We start from the raw sequence: 13,527 nt of genomic DNA on the forward strand, positions 1-13,527 counted from the left end.
GAGACAGGGGCGACATCACTGGCGATCCTCCACTTCACTGGCGAGCCGCTGAGCCTCGTCCAGCGTGGTGAGACCTTCCAGGGCATAGTCGAGCGCCACACTCATGAGCGGCCGGTACAGGCGGTTGGCGCGGGCGGCACGGACGAACTCGTCCATCTGCGAACGGCGCAGGGCAGTCAGCATGGTTTCGTCGGGTTCCAGATACTCGTAGGCACCGATGCGGCCCCGGTAGCCGGTGTTGTTGCAATGCGTGCAGCCCCGCCCGCGCCGCAGGCCGCCGATGTCCGCCGCGTCGCCGCACATGGACGCCAGCCAGTTTTGCTGCTGCGCATCCGGTACATGGGGTTCGGCGCAGGATTCACAGACCCGGCGCACCAGCCGTTGGGCGATGACGGCGCGCAGCGAGGAAGCCAGCAGAAAGCCCTGGGCGCCCATGTCCAGGAGCCGCTCGGCGGCACTCGGTGCGTTATTGGTATGCAGCGTGGCGAACACAAGGTGGCCGGTCATGGCGGCACGCAACGCGATCTCGGCGGTTTCCCGGTCGCGTATCTCGCCCACCAGCATGACGTCCGGATCCTGGCGCAGGGCGGCACGCAGCACCGTGGCGAAGTCCAACCCGATGCGCGTGTTGACCTGCACCTGGTTGATGCGCGGGAGGCGGTATTCCACCGGATCCTCCACGGTAATGATGTTGCGTTCCGCGATGTTGAGTTCCTGGAGTGCCGCGTACAGGGTCGTGGTCTTGCCGCTGCCGGTGGGACCCGTGACCAGCACCATCCCGCTGGGGTGGCCCAGCACCCGGCGCAGGCGAGCCACGTGCTGCTCCGACATGCCCAGGTGGCCGAGTTCCAGCATGCCGCTGGACTGATCCAGCAGGCGCATGACCACCGACTCGCCGTGCTGGATGGGCATGGTGGACAGGCGCACGTCGATGTTGCGGCCCTTGACCTTGATGTTGAAGCGCCCGTCCTGGGGCAGGCGCTTCTCGGAGATGTTCAAACCGGCCATGAGTTTCAGACGCAGCACCACCGCGTTGGCGATGCGTTTCTCGTTCATCACCTGCTCCTGCAGCACCCCGTCGATACGCTGGCGGATGCGCAGGGCGTTCTCGTCCGGCTCGATGTGAATGTCCGATGCGTTGATCTGCACCGCGTCCTCGAACAGACTCTGCAACAGCTTGACCACCGGCGCATCGGTCACCTGATCGCCGGCGGTCAATTGCGCCACGTCGAATTCGCTCTCCGCCAGTTCCTGGCCCAGTTCCTCCGCCAGGCCGCTGATTTCCCCGGTGCGCCGATAGACCGAGTCGAAGATGCGCAGAAGATCGCCTTCGCGCACGATGGCGGCCTGCACCGGCCGGCCCAGCAGGCGCGCCACCTCGTCGAAGGCAAAGATGTCCGTGGGATCGGCCATGCCCACAAGGTATCCGTCGCCCTGCGGGCTGAGCGGGATACAGCGGAAGCGACGCGCCGCAGTTTCCGGCAGGCGCTGAACCAGTTCCGGGTCGAGGCGGTAGTGGCGCAGATCCACCAGGGGAATGGACAGCTGCCGGGACAGCAGTTCCAGCAGGGATTCCTCGTCGATAAACCCCATCTCGATAAGTGTGCGGCCCAGCTTGTTGCCGGTCTGCTTCTGGGTCCTCAGGGCCTCTTCCAACTGCCCGGCGGAGATGATGGCGTTCTCCACCAGCAGGTCGCCCAGGCGAACCTTGCGCCGGGTTTCGGGGAGGGCAGGGGTATTCACGGATGGGCCTCCAGGGCCGCGAGACGCTCACGGGCATAGCGGTCCAGACGCGGATCCAGGCCACCGAAGCGAAGCGCCCGCCGGTAGGCCTCGGGCACGCCCGCCGGCTGTCCCGAACTCTCCAGGGCAATGGCCAGGCCCGCCCACCAGGCGCCCACGGATGGATTCGTTTCGAGCGCCCGGCGGTAGGCGGCGGCCGATTCGGCGGCGCGCCCCTGACCCTGATACAGGGCCCCCAGCGTTGCCAGAAGCTGCGGATCCCCGGTGCCCGCCTCGAGCAGGCGGATGGCGCCCGCGCGGTCTCCCTGCTGAGCCATGATCCGGGCCAGCAGGGCGGTCAGTTCCGGGTGTCCGGGCGCCTGTTCGAGCCCGTCAATCAGGAGGGCCGCCGCTTCCTCGTGACGCCCGTCGCCGGCCAGCAGGGTCGCCAGCGCGTGACGCGCCTCGTGCAGGTCTTCCCGGGCGGCGAGCGCCCGGCGCATGCCCTGTTCCCCGGCCGCGACATCACCGGCACGAATGGCGGCCAGGGCCTGACTGTAGTGATCCCCGGGGCTTCTGCGCGCCACCACCCGGGGCTTCGCGGCATCGGATCGCGGTGCCGCCGCGGAGGTCCCGGCGGCGACAGGCGCCCCCGGCGTCCCTGGCTCGGCCGGCTCCGGTGCCGCCGCCCGGGCCGGGGCTTCAGGGTTGTGAAACTGCAACGTCACTCGGCGTCCATCGTCCCCCTGCTCCAGGGTGGTGCGCACACCCGGCGCCACACGGAATCGCAGCTGCGCCTGCCGGTCCACGGACAGGCCCAGCGCCAGCAGGGGGCCGGCGTCCGGAGCCGACGGCAGCGGGGGCACATCCACCGGATCGACACCCGCCAGGGTGAGCCGCCCCTGACCCTCTTCCAGCACCAGGACAGGTTGCGGATCCGGCGCGGCGGAGAAACGCAGGGTTATGCGCATGACGTCCTGATGCCGTTCGGTATCCACACCCACCCAGCGCACCGCAGACACCGCCCCGGGTGATGAGCCGGCCACCGGCAGCGGCTCGGCCACGACCACGGCCACGGGCAGCGGTTTGGCGGGATCGGGTTCGGGCGGGGGCGAGGCGACGGGCCCGGCGGCCAGCGGCGCTGGCGCAGGCTGCGCTTCGCCGGACCCGGCCCCGGCCCCGGCCAGCGCCCCGGATACCACTCCGTAGCCAACACCCGCAGCCAGCAGCAGCAGGGCCAGCGCGCCCCATGGCAGACGGCGGTCCGCGCGGACCGCCGGCGCCCCGTGGACCCCGGTCAGCACTTCACCGCCGCCCGCCCGGTGGCGGCGTTCCAGATCCCGGAGTACATCGTTGATCAGGCTCATTGCAGTAATACCCCCAGGGCCATGAGGGCCCCGGCACCCAGACCCAGCGTCCCCATGGCCCCGTATGCCCAGGCGGAGGTCCAGGCGGGCGCCCGGGCACCCTCGGTGTCACGGGTGGCGCGGCGCACATGACCCGCCCCGGCCCGCGAGGCGCCCTCGCCATAGGCTGCCAGCAGGGACTTGTGGGCGAGTATGTTCACCAGCCGCGGAATCCCGCCCGAGGCGCGGTGCAGGGCCCGCAGGGCCCGCGGGGAGAGGAGATCCGCCCGCGGGGCACCGGCCACCTCCAGCCGATGATGCACATATCGGGCCACGCCGGGGCCGTCCAGGGGCTCCAGCCGGTGGCTGAAGGTGATGCGCTGGCACAACTGACGCAGGCGGGGCCGCGCGAGCCGCTGATCGAGTTCCGGTTGTCCGAACAAAACCACCTGGAGCAGCTTGCGACACTCGGTCTCCAGGTTGGTCAGCAGGCGGATCGCTTCCAGCACCTCGTCGCTCAGGGCCTGGGCCTCGTCCACGCAGACCACCACGAAACGGCCGTCGGCGGCCAGCGCAAGCAGGCGGTCCTGGATGCGCCGGAGCAGATGGTGCTGACCCAGATTGCGGGGGCAGTCGAGGCCCAGTTCCGCGGCCAGCGCCGAGCGCAGGCCGTTGCCGTTGAGGCAGGGATTGGGGAGGTAGGCGGTCTCGCGCTCGCCTTCCAGGGCGTTGAGCAGCATGCGGCAAAGCAGCGTCTTGCCAGTGCCCACCTCGCCGGTGACCTTGACGAAACCCTCGCCGGAACGCAGCGCCACCAGGAGCATGTTGAGCGCTTCCCGGTGGCCCCGGTAGTCGTAATAGAACGACGTATCCGGCGTCAGCCGGAAGGGCGGTGTGTGCAAGCCGAAGTGGGTCGCGTACATAATGCCTTTCACCATTCGAGCCATAGGGCGGCCCGTGGCCGTCGTGTCCCGGCCCCGCCGACGGGCACGGGCCGCCCTATGGTCATCGTCATCATCTAGTGAAACCCCTGACCGCGAATCAGCTCACGCATGCGCTCGGAGCCCACGTCCCGGGCGCCATCCCATACGCCGTCGTGATCCACCACCACGGGACGCAGCAGGATCACCAGTTCGGTCTTGCGGGTCATGCGCCGCTGCTGGCGAAAGAGGCGCCCCAGTACGGGAACGTCACCCAGCCACGGCACCTGGCCGCGCATGTTCTCTCTGGACTCCTGCATCATGCCGCCGATCACCACGATCTGGCCGCTGCGGGCACGCACGATGCTGTCGGATTCACGCACCGTGGACAGCGCCAGCGGTACCGACTGCGTCTCCCCGCCCAGAGTCAGGTCCTTGCGCTGGTCCACGACTTCGCTGACCGCGGGATGGATATGCAGGATCACATCGCCTTCGGGGCTGATCTGCGGGGTGACGTCCAGGGCGATACCCGAGAAGAACGGTGTGAGGGTCACGTTGGGGGAAGTGGTGGCGGCTGTTCCCACCACCGTGGTGGCCGAGATGTCGGTGACGAAGAATTCGTCGGTGCCCACCTTGATCACCGCCTTCTGGTTGTTCACCGTGGAGACCCTGGGGCTGGACAGTACATGCACGTCGCCCTGGGATTCCAGCAGTTCGATGAAGGCGGAGAAATCGCGGTAGTAAAGCGCCGCCGAGAAGATGCCCCCGAACGGATTGGCCGCGATGCCCGTATCGCGGTCGAACGGTCTGAACGCCCCGGATTCCGGATCGATCAGGTCAATGATGCGGGTGCTGTTCGGGTTCTCCGGAAAGTCTCCCCCACCGCCCTGGCCGGCCAACAGCCCGCTTCGGCTGCCGGTGGTCAGGCCCGCCCAGTTGATGCCTGCCTGGAAACCGTCGGAGAGCTCCACCTCGATCACCTTGGCCTCCAGGATCACCTGCCGGTTCATGCTGTTCTGCACGTCGGACAGGTAGGCCTCGGCCTCTCGCAGTTCCGAGGGCAGGCCGCGCACCAGCACCAGGCTGGACTGAGGGGTCACCACCACGCTGCGACCCTCTCCGTCACCGACGATGGCGACCAGCGCATCACTCAGCTCACGCCAGAAATCCGACTGCGTGGACGTACGCACCCGGCTGCCATAAGCCTCGGCCGTGGTGCGCGGACCGCTGATCACGCCCGGATCACTCCGATGGCCGTCCGGTTCGCGCAGGGCCTCGCCGGAACTGACCCGGGTCTGGGATTCGCCGTCCCTTCGCAGGTTCAGGTAGTTCACGTGAAAAATACGCGACTGCAGCCGCGCCGGCATGACCAGGAAGCCGTTGCGGGTGAGTTCGTACTCGTAGCCGTAGACCTGACGCACCACCTCCATCACCTCGGGGATGGTCACGTCGGACAGCGTCAGACTGATGGTGCCGGTCACCGACGGGTGGACCACCATGTTGTAGTCGCTGTCCCGCACCAGGCCCATGAAGAACGCGCGCGCCTCCACCTCGGCGACGTCGATGTCGAACAACGGCTCGTCGTGCCGGGGCGCCGGCAGGCGCATGGGCGGCAGCAGGGCGTCGGTCACCCCCGGGGGCGGCTGCGGCGGCGTACTCGCGGGCCCGGGGGCCGGCTCGGGCGGCGCAGGTGCCGTGGCGGGCGTGGTGGCACAGGCGGCCAGCACGAGCAGCACCAGACCCAGCAATGGAATACGGACCAATAATGGAACTCTCACGGATTTGCCTCCCTGGGGGCTCTCGTGTTTCGGGCGGGGCGGGCGACCTCCGGCAGGGAAAGCCGGAGGGTGAACTCGCCAAGCCCATCCCGCAAACGGGCTTCGGCAATGTCCAGCCTCAGGACCAGCGCCCCGTCGACGCGCTCGCCCCGGGTGACCACCTGGCCGTTGATCACGGCACTGCGCAGGTCGCCGGACACGCGCGTGGATTGCAGTACGTAGTCGCCGCGCACCTGTGCGGGCGTCTGCGCCGCGGGCGGTGTCAGCCGGGGCGGCACGGTGGGATCGCGCACCATATCGGCCCCGACACCCGCCGACACAACCAGCAGCCACAGGGCAGGAGCCACCAGGGGGGTCGCCTGAATCACCCCCTTGCCACTTGCCACTCGCCACTTGCCACTGCCTTTAAACACCGAGCGAGTCCTCCTCCAGACCGAGGGTGAATACACGGATGACGAAACGTCTCGGGCCGCTGTCCTCCACATGCACCTCCAGGGCCTCCCAGAACAGGCCCCAGGGCATGGCCTCCACGATGTGCAGGTAATCCACCAGGGCCAGATAATCGCCGCGAAGCTCCACGGCCAGTCCGTGGCGGTAGATCACCGGGAGCCCTTCTTGCCGCGGCGGCACGGACACCGGGCGGGCCGGTTCACTGCGCATGGACACCAGGGTCAGGGCTTCGCCGCCGAGAATGAGATCCTCGAGCACGCCGGCCATCTGCGTCGGCTGCACGAAACGCAGGGTGCTGTCGTGCAGCCGCTCGTCCAGTTGGCCCAATTCCTCCCGAAGCGTCCGAAGACGCGCCTGCATCGCGGCTTCCGGATCCTCGGCCGCCCGGCGCGTCAGGTCCTCCAGATGGCCCTGAACGGTGGTGCGCTGATCCTGCAACTGCTGGAGGCGCGCCTGCTCGGCCCTCAGGGTCTGCTGGGCCGGCCCCAGCCAGAGTGCGTCGAAGGCCAGCAGCAGCACCACCACGGCAACGGTCAGCAGCAGGATGCGTTCGCGCAGGGCCATGGCGTTCACCCGGGTCGCCAGTTGCCGCCAGAGCCGCATCATGGTTGACCCTCGACCCGGATTCCGGCCGGGCAGTCAGCGCCTTCGAGACGCCGGCCTGTTTCGTCGTAGCAGGGCGTGGTGAGCGTGAAGCGCAGATATCCGTCCGGTGTCTCGGACCGATGCAGGCTGAAGCTGTCGAAGTGGGTACCGGCAAAGGCCGGCTCGCGGGAAAGTGCGTGCAGATAGCGTGGCAGCAGTTCCGCCTCGGTGACCCCGCCCTCCAGGCCCAGGCGGCGCCCGCCGGCACTCAGGTGCACCTGCCGCAGCCACAGACCGTCCGGGTGCTGGCGGCCGAGGCCTTCCAGATGCGCGGAAAAACCCCGGGTGTTGCCCATGGCTTCCCCTTCCAGTCGGTCGAGCAGGGCATGCCTGGCTGCACGTTCCCGCTCCAGCCGCTCCACCTGCAGCAACAGGGCCTCTCCCGGCTCGCGGGCCGCCAGCGCCGCTGCGCGGCGCTCCAGTTCGGCATTGAGCGCGGTCAGCTCGGTCTGCATCGTTCCGGCGGCCGCGCGGGCCTCGGTGATACGCCATTGCTGCCATGTCGCGGCTGCCACGAGCAGGGCTGCGGCAACCACCAGCACCAGACCCATCCGATTGGCGGAGAAACGGGCCGTGGGCCCCAGCAGAGACGGCCCGTATAGATTGACCTGCTGCTTCATGCGTGCCCTCCCGGAGGATTCAGGGCACCGCCCAGGGCGAGCAGGGCATCGCTGGTCAACTCAGGTGAGCGGGCGCCCTCCGGCATGTGCGGGCCGGCCTCCCAGACCCGGGCCGCAAGCCCCAGGCTGCCACCCACGGACTCGGCCAGCCCCAAGGCGACCCCGCCCCCGGGCATCACCAGCAGGTGTTTGACCGGTGCAGCGCCGAAGTGGCTGTCGTAGTAGTCCATGGTGCGCTGCAGCTCCAGCGCGACCCGTTCATGGAGGTCGGCGCGGGCCAGTGCCTCAAGTCCGTACTCAAGATTTCGCGACAGGTACAGGACGTCGCCCCGGGTGATCTGGATGATCCCCCGGTCGGGCATAAGGTAGACGGCGGCCACCGTCTCGGCACCGGCTTCATCCAGTTCCACCAGGTTGCGCAGGGCCAGTTCGGCCACGTCGATCTTCCAGGGGCGCAGCCCTGCCGCTCGGGCAACCGCCACCATCTCGCGCAGGGGCGCCGCCCGGGCCGCCACCACGTACACCAGCGGCGGGCGGGCAGCGCCCCCCTGGGCAGGCACCTCGAAAACGTCGGTGACGGCCTCCTCCAGGGGATAATCCAGCGCCTCGCGCACACGCCAGCGGACCGCGGCGGCCAACTCATCGGGAGGCACCGCCGGGCGCTCCATCTTGGTGAGATGGTAGGTGCCCGGCGCCAGGGTGAGTACTGCCGGACAGCGCCGCAGGCGCTCCCTGGAAACCCAGCGCGAGAGCGCTCGCGTGCGGATATCGGGGTCGTCCGCCAGGGCTTCGCTGTGGCTTGCGCGCAAGCGCCACCGGCCCTCGCGGATATCCACCACACTGAACCCCAGTTGCGCCCCCCAGCACAGGCCCACGGCCGGCCTCGCGCGGCCGATTCGCACCTCTCCCCCGGACTCCTGCATGTCAGCGTCACGCCCCCCGAACACCCAATTAACGTGAACCGCATCGCACTTCACATGAGACGCGGTTCACATATTACGACGAGGGCAGACATTGACACAATCGTTGTGTGCCTTTGGACGCGCGACACAACATGTTGTTTATAAAAAATAATTTTTATGGGTCGCGCCTGAGCGGTAGCGACACGCCGACGCGCGGTCATCCGGCCGCCCCTCCACCACCCGAAGCGCGCGCGCCGGATACCGGCACTGGAGGCTCGGTGCCCCTGGGACACCCTATGACCGGAGAGAATCCGCACAGGGCGGGCCCCGGCGGACCCGGACCCCGAACCGAACGCCCGGCCCGGGATCAGAACGTGTTCAATTCAGGCTTCTGCCTTCGTCCTTCATCCCCCGGTGCCCGCGTCCCTGCATACCTTCGCCGAACCGTTCAGGGCCAGCGTCCCCACCAATTGATCCACGTGCTCCAGCCCGTGGCGCTGGAGATAGCCGCGAATGCCGTTGTTGATGGACTTGCAGACCAGCGGGTCGTAGAACAGCGCCGTGCCCACGCCCACGGCCGAGGCGCCGGCGATAAGGAATTCCAGCGCATCCGTCGCCGAGACCACGCCGCCCTGGCCGATGATGGGCACGCCGTGGGGGCGCGCCACCTGGAAGACCTGGTGCACCTTGAGCAGCGCGATGGGCTTGATGGCCGGGCCCGACAGGCCGCCCTGGTTGTTGCCGATCACCGCCTCCCGGGATTCCGCGTCGATGGCCATGCCCATGAGGGTGTTGATCACCGCGAACGCGTCGGTGCCGGCCTCGATGCAGCGCCTTGCGTTCTCGGCGATGTCGGTCTGATTGGGGGAGAGCTTGGTGATCAGCGGCTTGTCCGTCACCTGGCGGCAGGCGGCCACCACCCGGGCGGACATGTCCGGGTCGTTGCCGAAGGCCACGCCGCCCTCCTTCACGTTAGGGCAGGAGATGTTGATCTCGATGGCATCGACGGGCGAGGCGTCGAAGCGGCGCGTGACCTGGATGTACTCCTCGATGGTGGAGCCGGACACGTTGGCGATGAAACGGGTTTCGTCAAAATCCAGCGTGGGGAGAATCTCCTCCACCACCCGGTCCACCCCGGGATTCTGCAGGCCGATGGCGTTGAGCATCCCCTGTGGCGTCTCGAACACCCGGTGCGGCTGGTTGCCCAGGCGCGGCTGCCCGGTGGTGCCCTTCAGGCACACGGCGCCCGCGTCACGGTTGGAGAACCCGGCCACCCGCGTATACTCCTCGCCGAAGCCTACACACCCGGAGAGCAGCACCAGCGGAGTGGCGAACTGCAGACCGCAGAAGTCGATGGCCAGCGGGTCGCGTTTGGGAGCCTTTGCCGACATGTTTGACGTGGTCCTCTTTCAACCGGAGATCGCGCCCAATACGGGCAACATCATGCGCCTGTGTGCCAACACGGGCTGCCGCCTGCACCTGATCCGGCCGCTGGGCTTCTCGCTGGACGAGTCCAGGCTCAGGCGCGCCGGGCTGGATTACCGCGACAGCGCTCAGGTGTCAGAGTATGACAGCCTGGAGGCCTTCGCGGCAGCCATCCAACCGGTGCGACTCTTCGCGCTGACGACCCGTGCCGAACGCCCCCACTCGGCACCGGCATTCCACCGGGGCGACGCGTTCCTCTTCGGCCCGGAGACCCGCGGCCTGCCGCAGGACGTGCTGGACACGCTCCCCGCGGAGCAGCGGCTGCGCATCCCCATGGTGCCCGGAAGCCGCAGCCTGAACCTGTCCAATGCGGTGGCGGTGGTGGTGTACGAGGCGTGGCGACAAGCCGGCTTCGCCGGCTTGTCGAAGTAAGAAGTAAGAAGTAAGAAGTGTGAATTTGGAAGTAGGAAGTAAAGGCCTTTCAACTTCGCACTTCCCAATTCCCACTTCGTACTTATCTTCTCCCTTCCCAATTCCCACTTCTCACTTCAACTAAAACTCCGGCTTCTGATCCCGCCCCAGCAGCTCCCCCACCGCCTCGATGGTGGACACGCCGGTGTAGAGCACCCGGTGTACCTGGTGGCAGATGGGCATGTCCACGCCGAACTCGGCGGCCTTGGAGACCGCCATGCGCGCCGTGCGGGCGCCTTCGACCGCCTGCCCGATCTGCGTCAGCGCCGTGTCCAGATCCTCGCCCCGGCCCAGGGCAAGGCCCAGACGGCGGTTGCGCGACTGGTCGTCCGTGCAGGTGAGCACCAGATCGCCCAGACCCGAAAGGCCCATCACCGTCTCCGGCCGCGCGCCCGCCGCTTCGCCGAGGCGCATGAGTTCGGCCAGCCCGCGGGTGATCAGCGCTGCGCGGGCATTGGCACCGAACCCGAGTCCGTCGGAGATGCCCGCGGCAATGGCCAGCACATTCTTGAAGGCCCCGCCGAGCTGCACCCCCAGCACATCGTCGCTCAGGTAGACCCGCATGCACTCGCCGTGAAACCACTCCGCCACCCGCTCCGCCACCCCGGGGGTAACCGAAGCCACCGTGAGCGCCGTGGGCAGGCCGCGGGCCACTTCCTTCGCGAAGCTCGGCCCGGAGAGCACGGCGCACGGGTAGTTCACCCCCAGTTCGTCGGCCACCACCTGGTGCAGCCACTGTCCGCTGTGTTCTTCCAGGCCCTTTGTGGCCCAGATCAGGGGTCGGCCGTCCGAGCGATAGGGGGCCAGCGCCACGAGCACCTCCCGGAAGGCGTGGCTCGGCACGGCCACCAGGCAGGCATCCGCCCGGCGCAGCGCCGCGTCCAGATCAGCCGTGGTCTCGAGGCCCGGGGGGAAAAGCGCATCCGGTAGATAGCGGTGGTTGCAGCCGGCCTCGGCCATGGCGGCCATGGCGGCGGCATCCCGCCCCCAGAGGCACACGGCCCGGCCCTGTCGGGCAAGGTGAATGGCCAGCGCGGTGCCCCAGGAGCCGGCGCCCAGCACCGCCACCGAAGCCTGACCGGGCACGGCGCTCACGGGACTCAGTGCGCGGCATCCGGCGCGGCTTCGGCCGCGTCGTTTTCCTGATTGCGCTGCTGCAGCTGCTGGGCGTAGAGCAGATCGAAGTTCACCGGAGCAAGCAGCATCTGCGGAAAGCCTGCCTTGATCACCAGATCCGAGATCACCTCCCGGGCAAAAGGAAACAGGGTATTGGGACAATACGCCGCCAGCAGGTGATTGAGCTGATCGTCCGGGAAACCGCGGATCAGGAACACGCCGGCCTGCTTCACCTCCACCAGGTAGGCGGTCTCCTCCTGAGACTGGCTGGTGACCGTCAGGGTGAGCTCCACCTCGTAGAGGCCCTGCTCGTCCAGCTTGCGCGCCTGGCTGTTGAGTTGCACGTTGGTGTCGGGTTTCCACTCCCGGGTGAACACCTGGGGCGAACGGGGCGCCTCCAGAGAGACGTCCTTGAGATAGAACTTCTGCAGGACGAACTCCTGCTGGGGCTGGGCGTCGCCTGCGGCGGCCCCCGGTGTGGCGGGCTGCTGACTGTCGGTCATGATGGCTCCGGAATCGAGGGAAAATCGGGTATCAGGCCGCACATGATAGGCGCAGGCGGGCGGGGCGGCAAACGCTCCGGGCGGCGCCCCGGCGGGTCAGCCCCGGAGTGCCTCCTGCACCCAGGCGACGATGGCCGGGGCATCCATGGCACCGCTGGTGCGCGCCTGCTCCAGGCCGTCCCGGAACAGGATCATGGTGGGGATGCCGCGGATGCCGTAGCGCGCGGCGGGTTCCGGATGCGCCTGCGTGTCCAGCTTGGCGACTCGCACCCGCGGTTCCAGTTCCCGGCAGGCCTGGGCATAGGCGGGCGCCATGACCTGGCATGGCTGACACCAGGGGGCCCAGAAATCCACCAGCACCGGCAGGTGACCGCGGGTGATCTGGCGCTCCAGGCCGGCTTCATCGAGGTTGGCGGGAGATCCCGCAAACAGGGGTTCATGACAGTGGCCGCAACGGGCCTCGCCGGCCGGGCGTCCCGGCGGCAGCCGGTTGACGCCGCCGCACCGGGTGCAGACCACGTGGGGTGTGGCGTTCACGCCCCGGTCAGTCCGAGCAGCGGATCCAGCCGGCCCTCCCGGTCCATGGCCGCCAGGTCGTCGTAGCCGCCCACGTGGAAGTCGCCGATGAAGATCTGCGGCACCGAGGTCCGGCCGCTGCGGGTTTCCATGATCCCGCGCTCGCCGGGACTTTTGTCCACGCGGATCTCATGGAATTCCACGCCCTTGGCGGAGAGCATCTGGCGGGCCCAGGCACAATAGGGGCAGAAGGCGGACGTGTAGATCACCACCGGTGAAGACATGTTCGGAGCAGTCCTTATTTCTTGCTGAGGGGGAGATTGGCGTTCTGCCAGGCGACCACGCCGCCGTGCAGGTTAATGACGTTGGCGAAGCCGTTGCTGCACAGGATCTCGCTGGCCTGGGCGGAACGGTTGCCGGTCCGGCAGTAGACCACCACGGACTTGTCGCGGTACTTCTGCAGCTCGCCCATGCGGTTCTTGAGTTCCTTGAGCGGAATGTGGCGTGCGCCCTTGATGCGGCCCTGGCGCACTTCCGCCTCATCGCGCACGTCCAGGACGAGCCCGTCCTCCTGGTTCAGAACACGCACCACTTCGTTGGGCCCAAGGGCCGCGTACTTGCGGGTAAGGCGCTTGAACTCGACGAAGGTGATGGTCGCCAGCAGCACGGCCAGGGCGACGAAGAGAACGGGATTATTGGCAACGAACTCCTGATACTGTTCCATGACGTACGAATACTCCGGGGGCGATGGTGATGTTCAGACCGAGCGGCAGAATACCTCCTGCATCATGCCGATCAGGCGCAGTGTACGCGCATCACCCACCCGGTAGTAAACTCGGTTGGCATCCTTTCGGGAAGCGAGGATACCCTTGTCCCGCAGAATCGCCAGATGCTGCGAGATGTTGCTCTGGGAGGTACCCACGTTGTCAACAATCTCCTGAACGCTGACCTCGCGATCGCCCAGAATGCACAGGATCTTCAATCGCAGGGGATGGGACATGGCCTTGAGCGAACGGGACGCCCGCTCGATATCCTCTTGCTGGGTCATCAACTCAGGGTGCATGGAGGCGATATTCATATGCGACATAGACCTCGTTTCGGGCCCGTAGGCGG

Annotated in this window: 16 protein-coding genes; 1 reads left to right on the forward strand and 15 read right to left on the reverse strand. The window is 67.8% G+C overall.

Features of this window, described 5'->3' with window-relative positions:
- Nucleotides 1-15: 15 nt before the first annotated feature.
- The 9 genes from THITHI_RS0110640 to THITHI_RS0110680 all read right to left on the reverse strand — a co-directional run bounded on the left by THITHI_RS0110640 (nucleotide 16) and on the right by THITHI_RS0110680 (nucleotide 9,774).
- On the reverse strand, nucleotides 16-1,743 hold the full coding sequence (locus THITHI_RS0110640) for a GspE/PulE family protein (RefSeq protein WP_018233077.1): 1,728 nt from the start codon (nucleotides 1,741-1,743) through the stop codon (nucleotides 16-18).
- Nucleotides 1,740-3,089 carry a tetratricopeptide repeat protein gene (locus tag THITHI_RS0110645; protein ID WP_018233078.1) on the reverse strand — a complete coding sequence of 450 codons (1,350 nt, stop codon included), beginning with the start codon at nucleotides 3,087-3,089 and terminating at the stop codon, nucleotides 1,740-1,742. The genes THITHI_RS0110640 and THITHI_RS0110645 overlap by 4 nt, the downstream gene beginning before the upstream one ends.
- The gene (locus THITHI_RS0110650; protein ID WP_018233079.1) at nucleotides 3,086-3,991 is read right to left on the reverse strand and encodes an ExeA family protein; all 906 of its coding nucleotides are present in this window, start codon (nucleotides 3,989-3,991) and stop codon (nucleotides 3,086-3,088) included. The genes THITHI_RS0110645 and THITHI_RS0110650 overlap by 4 nt, the downstream gene beginning before the upstream one ends.
- A gap of 95 nt (nucleotides 3,992-4,086) precedes the next feature.
- Nucleotides 4,087-5,766, reverse strand: coding sequence for a pilus (MSHA type) biogenesis protein MshL (gene mshL, locus THITHI_RS0110655; RefSeq protein ID WP_156820523.1), 1,680 nt, complete (start codon nucleotides 5,764-5,766; stop codon nucleotides 4,087-4,089).
- A complete protein-coding gene (locus THITHI_RS0110660) occupies nucleotides 5,763-6,152 on the reverse strand; it encodes a hypothetical protein (protein ID WP_026186263.1) in 390 nt (129 codons plus the stop codon). Before THITHI_RS0110660 ends, mshL begins: the two co-directional genes overlap by 4 nt.
- A gap of 19 nt (nucleotides 6,153-6,171) precedes the next feature.
- Nucleotides 6,172-6,822, reverse strand: a complete 651-nt coding sequence (locus THITHI_RS0110665; RefSeq protein WP_018233082.1) for a hypothetical protein — start codon at nucleotides 6,820-6,822, stop codon at nucleotides 6,172-6,174.
- Nucleotides 6,819-7,481 carry a hypothetical protein gene (locus THITHI_RS0110670; protein ID WP_018233083.1) on the reverse strand — a complete coding sequence of 221 codons (663 nt, stop codon included), beginning with the start codon at nucleotides 7,479-7,481 and terminating at the stop codon, nucleotides 6,819-6,821. The genes THITHI_RS0110665 and THITHI_RS0110670 overlap by 4 nt, the downstream gene beginning before the upstream one ends.
- On the reverse strand, nucleotides 7,478-8,404 hold the full coding sequence (gene pilM / locus THITHI_RS18895; protein WP_018233084.1) for a type IV pilus biogenesis protein PilM: 927 nt from the start codon (nucleotides 8,402-8,404) through the stop codon (nucleotides 7,478-7,480). The genes THITHI_RS0110670 and pilM overlap by 4 nt, the downstream gene beginning before the upstream one ends.
- 383 nt (nucleotides 8,405-8,787) lie before the next feature.
- Complete coding sequence (locus THITHI_RS0110680; protein ID WP_018233085.1) at nucleotides 8,788-9,774, reverse strand: dihydroorotate dehydrogenase; 987 nt, start codon at nucleotides 9,772-9,774, stop codon at nucleotides 8,788-8,790.
- On the opposite strand from THITHI_RS0110680, the gene trmL reads away from it, so the two are divergent.
- Entirely contained in the window at nucleotides 9,773-10,240 is a 468-nt protein-coding gene (trmL, locus tag THITHI_RS0110685) for a tRNA (uridine(34)/cytosine(34)/5-carboxymethylaminomethyluridine(34)-2'-O)-methyltransferase TrmL (protein ID WP_018233086.1), read from the forward strand. The two genes, THITHI_RS0110680 and trmL, sit on opposite strands and share 2 nt — an antisense overlap.
- Before the next feature lie 120 nt (nucleotides 10,241-10,360).
- On the opposite strand, the gene THITHI_RS0110690 is transcribed toward trmL, so the two are convergent.
- The 6 genes from THITHI_RS0110690 to THITHI_RS0110715 all read right to left on the reverse strand — a co-directional run bounded on the left by THITHI_RS0110690 (nucleotide 10,361) and on the right by THITHI_RS0110715 (nucleotide 13,492).
- Nucleotides 10,361-11,374: an NAD(P)H-dependent glycerol-3-phosphate dehydrogenase gene (locus tag THITHI_RS0110690; RefSeq protein WP_018233087.1), complete on the reverse strand. Its 1,014-nt coding sequence runs from the start codon at nucleotides 11,372-11,374 to the stop codon at nucleotides 10,361-10,363.
- A 5-nt stretch (nucleotides 11,375-11,379) separates the two neighbouring features.
- A complete protein-coding gene (gene secB, locus THITHI_RS0110695; protein ID WP_018233088.1) occupies nucleotides 11,380-11,898 on the reverse strand; it encodes a protein-export chaperone SecB in 519 nt (172 codons plus the stop codon).
- Nucleotides 11,899-11,994: 96 nt separating this feature from the next.
- Nucleotides 11,995-12,435 carry a thioredoxin TrxC gene (trxC, locus tag THITHI_RS0110700; RefSeq protein ID WP_018233089.1) on the reverse strand — a complete coding sequence of 147 codons (441 nt, stop codon included), beginning with the start codon at nucleotides 12,433-12,435 and terminating at the stop codon, nucleotides 11,995-11,997.
- Nucleotides 12,432-12,698, reverse strand: coding sequence for a glutaredoxin 3 (gene grxC, locus THITHI_RS0110705; protein WP_018233090.1), 267 nt, complete (start codon nucleotides 12,696-12,698; stop codon nucleotides 12,432-12,434). Before grxC ends, trxC begins: the two co-directional genes overlap by 4 nt.
- A gap of 14 nt (nucleotides 12,699-12,712) precedes the next feature.
- Nucleotides 12,713-13,138 (reverse strand): rhodanese-like domain-containing protein, encoded by a 426-nt coding sequence (locus THITHI_RS0110710; protein ID WP_018233091.1) that lies wholly within the window; start codon nucleotides 13,136-13,138, stop codon nucleotides 12,713-12,715.
- 33 nt (nucleotides 13,139-13,171) lie between these two features.
- Nucleotides 13,172-13,492, reverse strand: coding sequence for an ArsR/SmtB family transcription factor (locus tag THITHI_RS0110715; protein WP_156820630.1), 321 nt, complete (start codon nucleotides 13,490-13,492; stop codon nucleotides 13,172-13,174).
- Nucleotides 13,493-13,527: the final 35 nt, after the last annotated feature.

This window comes from Thioalkalivibrio thiocyanodenitrificans ARhD 1, assembly GCF_000378965.1.
Classification (GTDB): Bacteria; Pseudomonadota; Gammaproteobacteria; order Ectothiorhodospirales; family Ectothiorhodospiraceae; genus Thioalkalivibrio_A; species Thioalkalivibrio_A thiocyanodenitrificans.

Coding starts and splice junctions, on each gene's coding strand:
- THITHI_RS0110645 (WP_018233078.1), bottom strand. CDS start 3,089: ATGAGCCTGATCAACGATGTACTCCGGGATCTGGAACGCCGCCACCGG.
- THITHI_RS0110650 (WP_018233079.1), bottom strand. CDS start 3,991: ATGTACGCGACCCACTTCGGCTTGCACACACCGCCCTTCCGGCTGACG.
- THITHI_RS0110665 (WP_018233082.1), bottom strand. CDS start 6,822: ATGATGCGGCTCTGGCGGCAACTGGCGACCCGGGTGAACGCCATGGCC.
- THITHI_RS0110670 (WP_018233083.1), bottom strand. CDS start 7,481: ATGAAGCAGCAGGTCAATCTATACGGGCCGTCTCTGCTGGGGCCCACG.
- pilM (WP_018233084.1), bottom strand. CDS start 8,404: ATGCAGGAGTCCGGGGGAGAGGTGCGAATCGGCCGCGCGAGGCCGGCC.
- trmL (WP_018233086.1), top strand. CDS start 9,773: ATGTTTGACGTGGTCCTCTTTCAACCGGAGATCGCGCCCAATACGGGC.
- THITHI_RS0110680 (WP_018233085.1), bottom strand. CDS start 9,774: ATGTCGGCAAAGGCTCCCAAACGCGACCCGCTGGCCATCGACTTCTGC.
- secB (WP_018233088.1), bottom strand. CDS start 11,898: ATGACCGACAGTCAGCAGCCCGCCACACCGGGGGCCGCCGCAGGCGAC.
- grxC (WP_018233090.1), bottom strand. CDS start 12,698: ATGTCTTCACCGGTGGTGATCTACACGTCCGCCTTCTGCCCCTATTGT.
- THITHI_RS0110710 (WP_018233091.1), bottom strand. CDS start 13,138: ATGGAACAGTATCAGGAGTTCGTTGCCAATAATCCCGTTCTCTTCGTC.
- THITHI_RS0110715 (WP_156820630.1), bottom strand. CDS start 13,492: ATGAATATCGCCTCCATGCACCCTGAGTTGATGACCCAGCAAGAGGAT.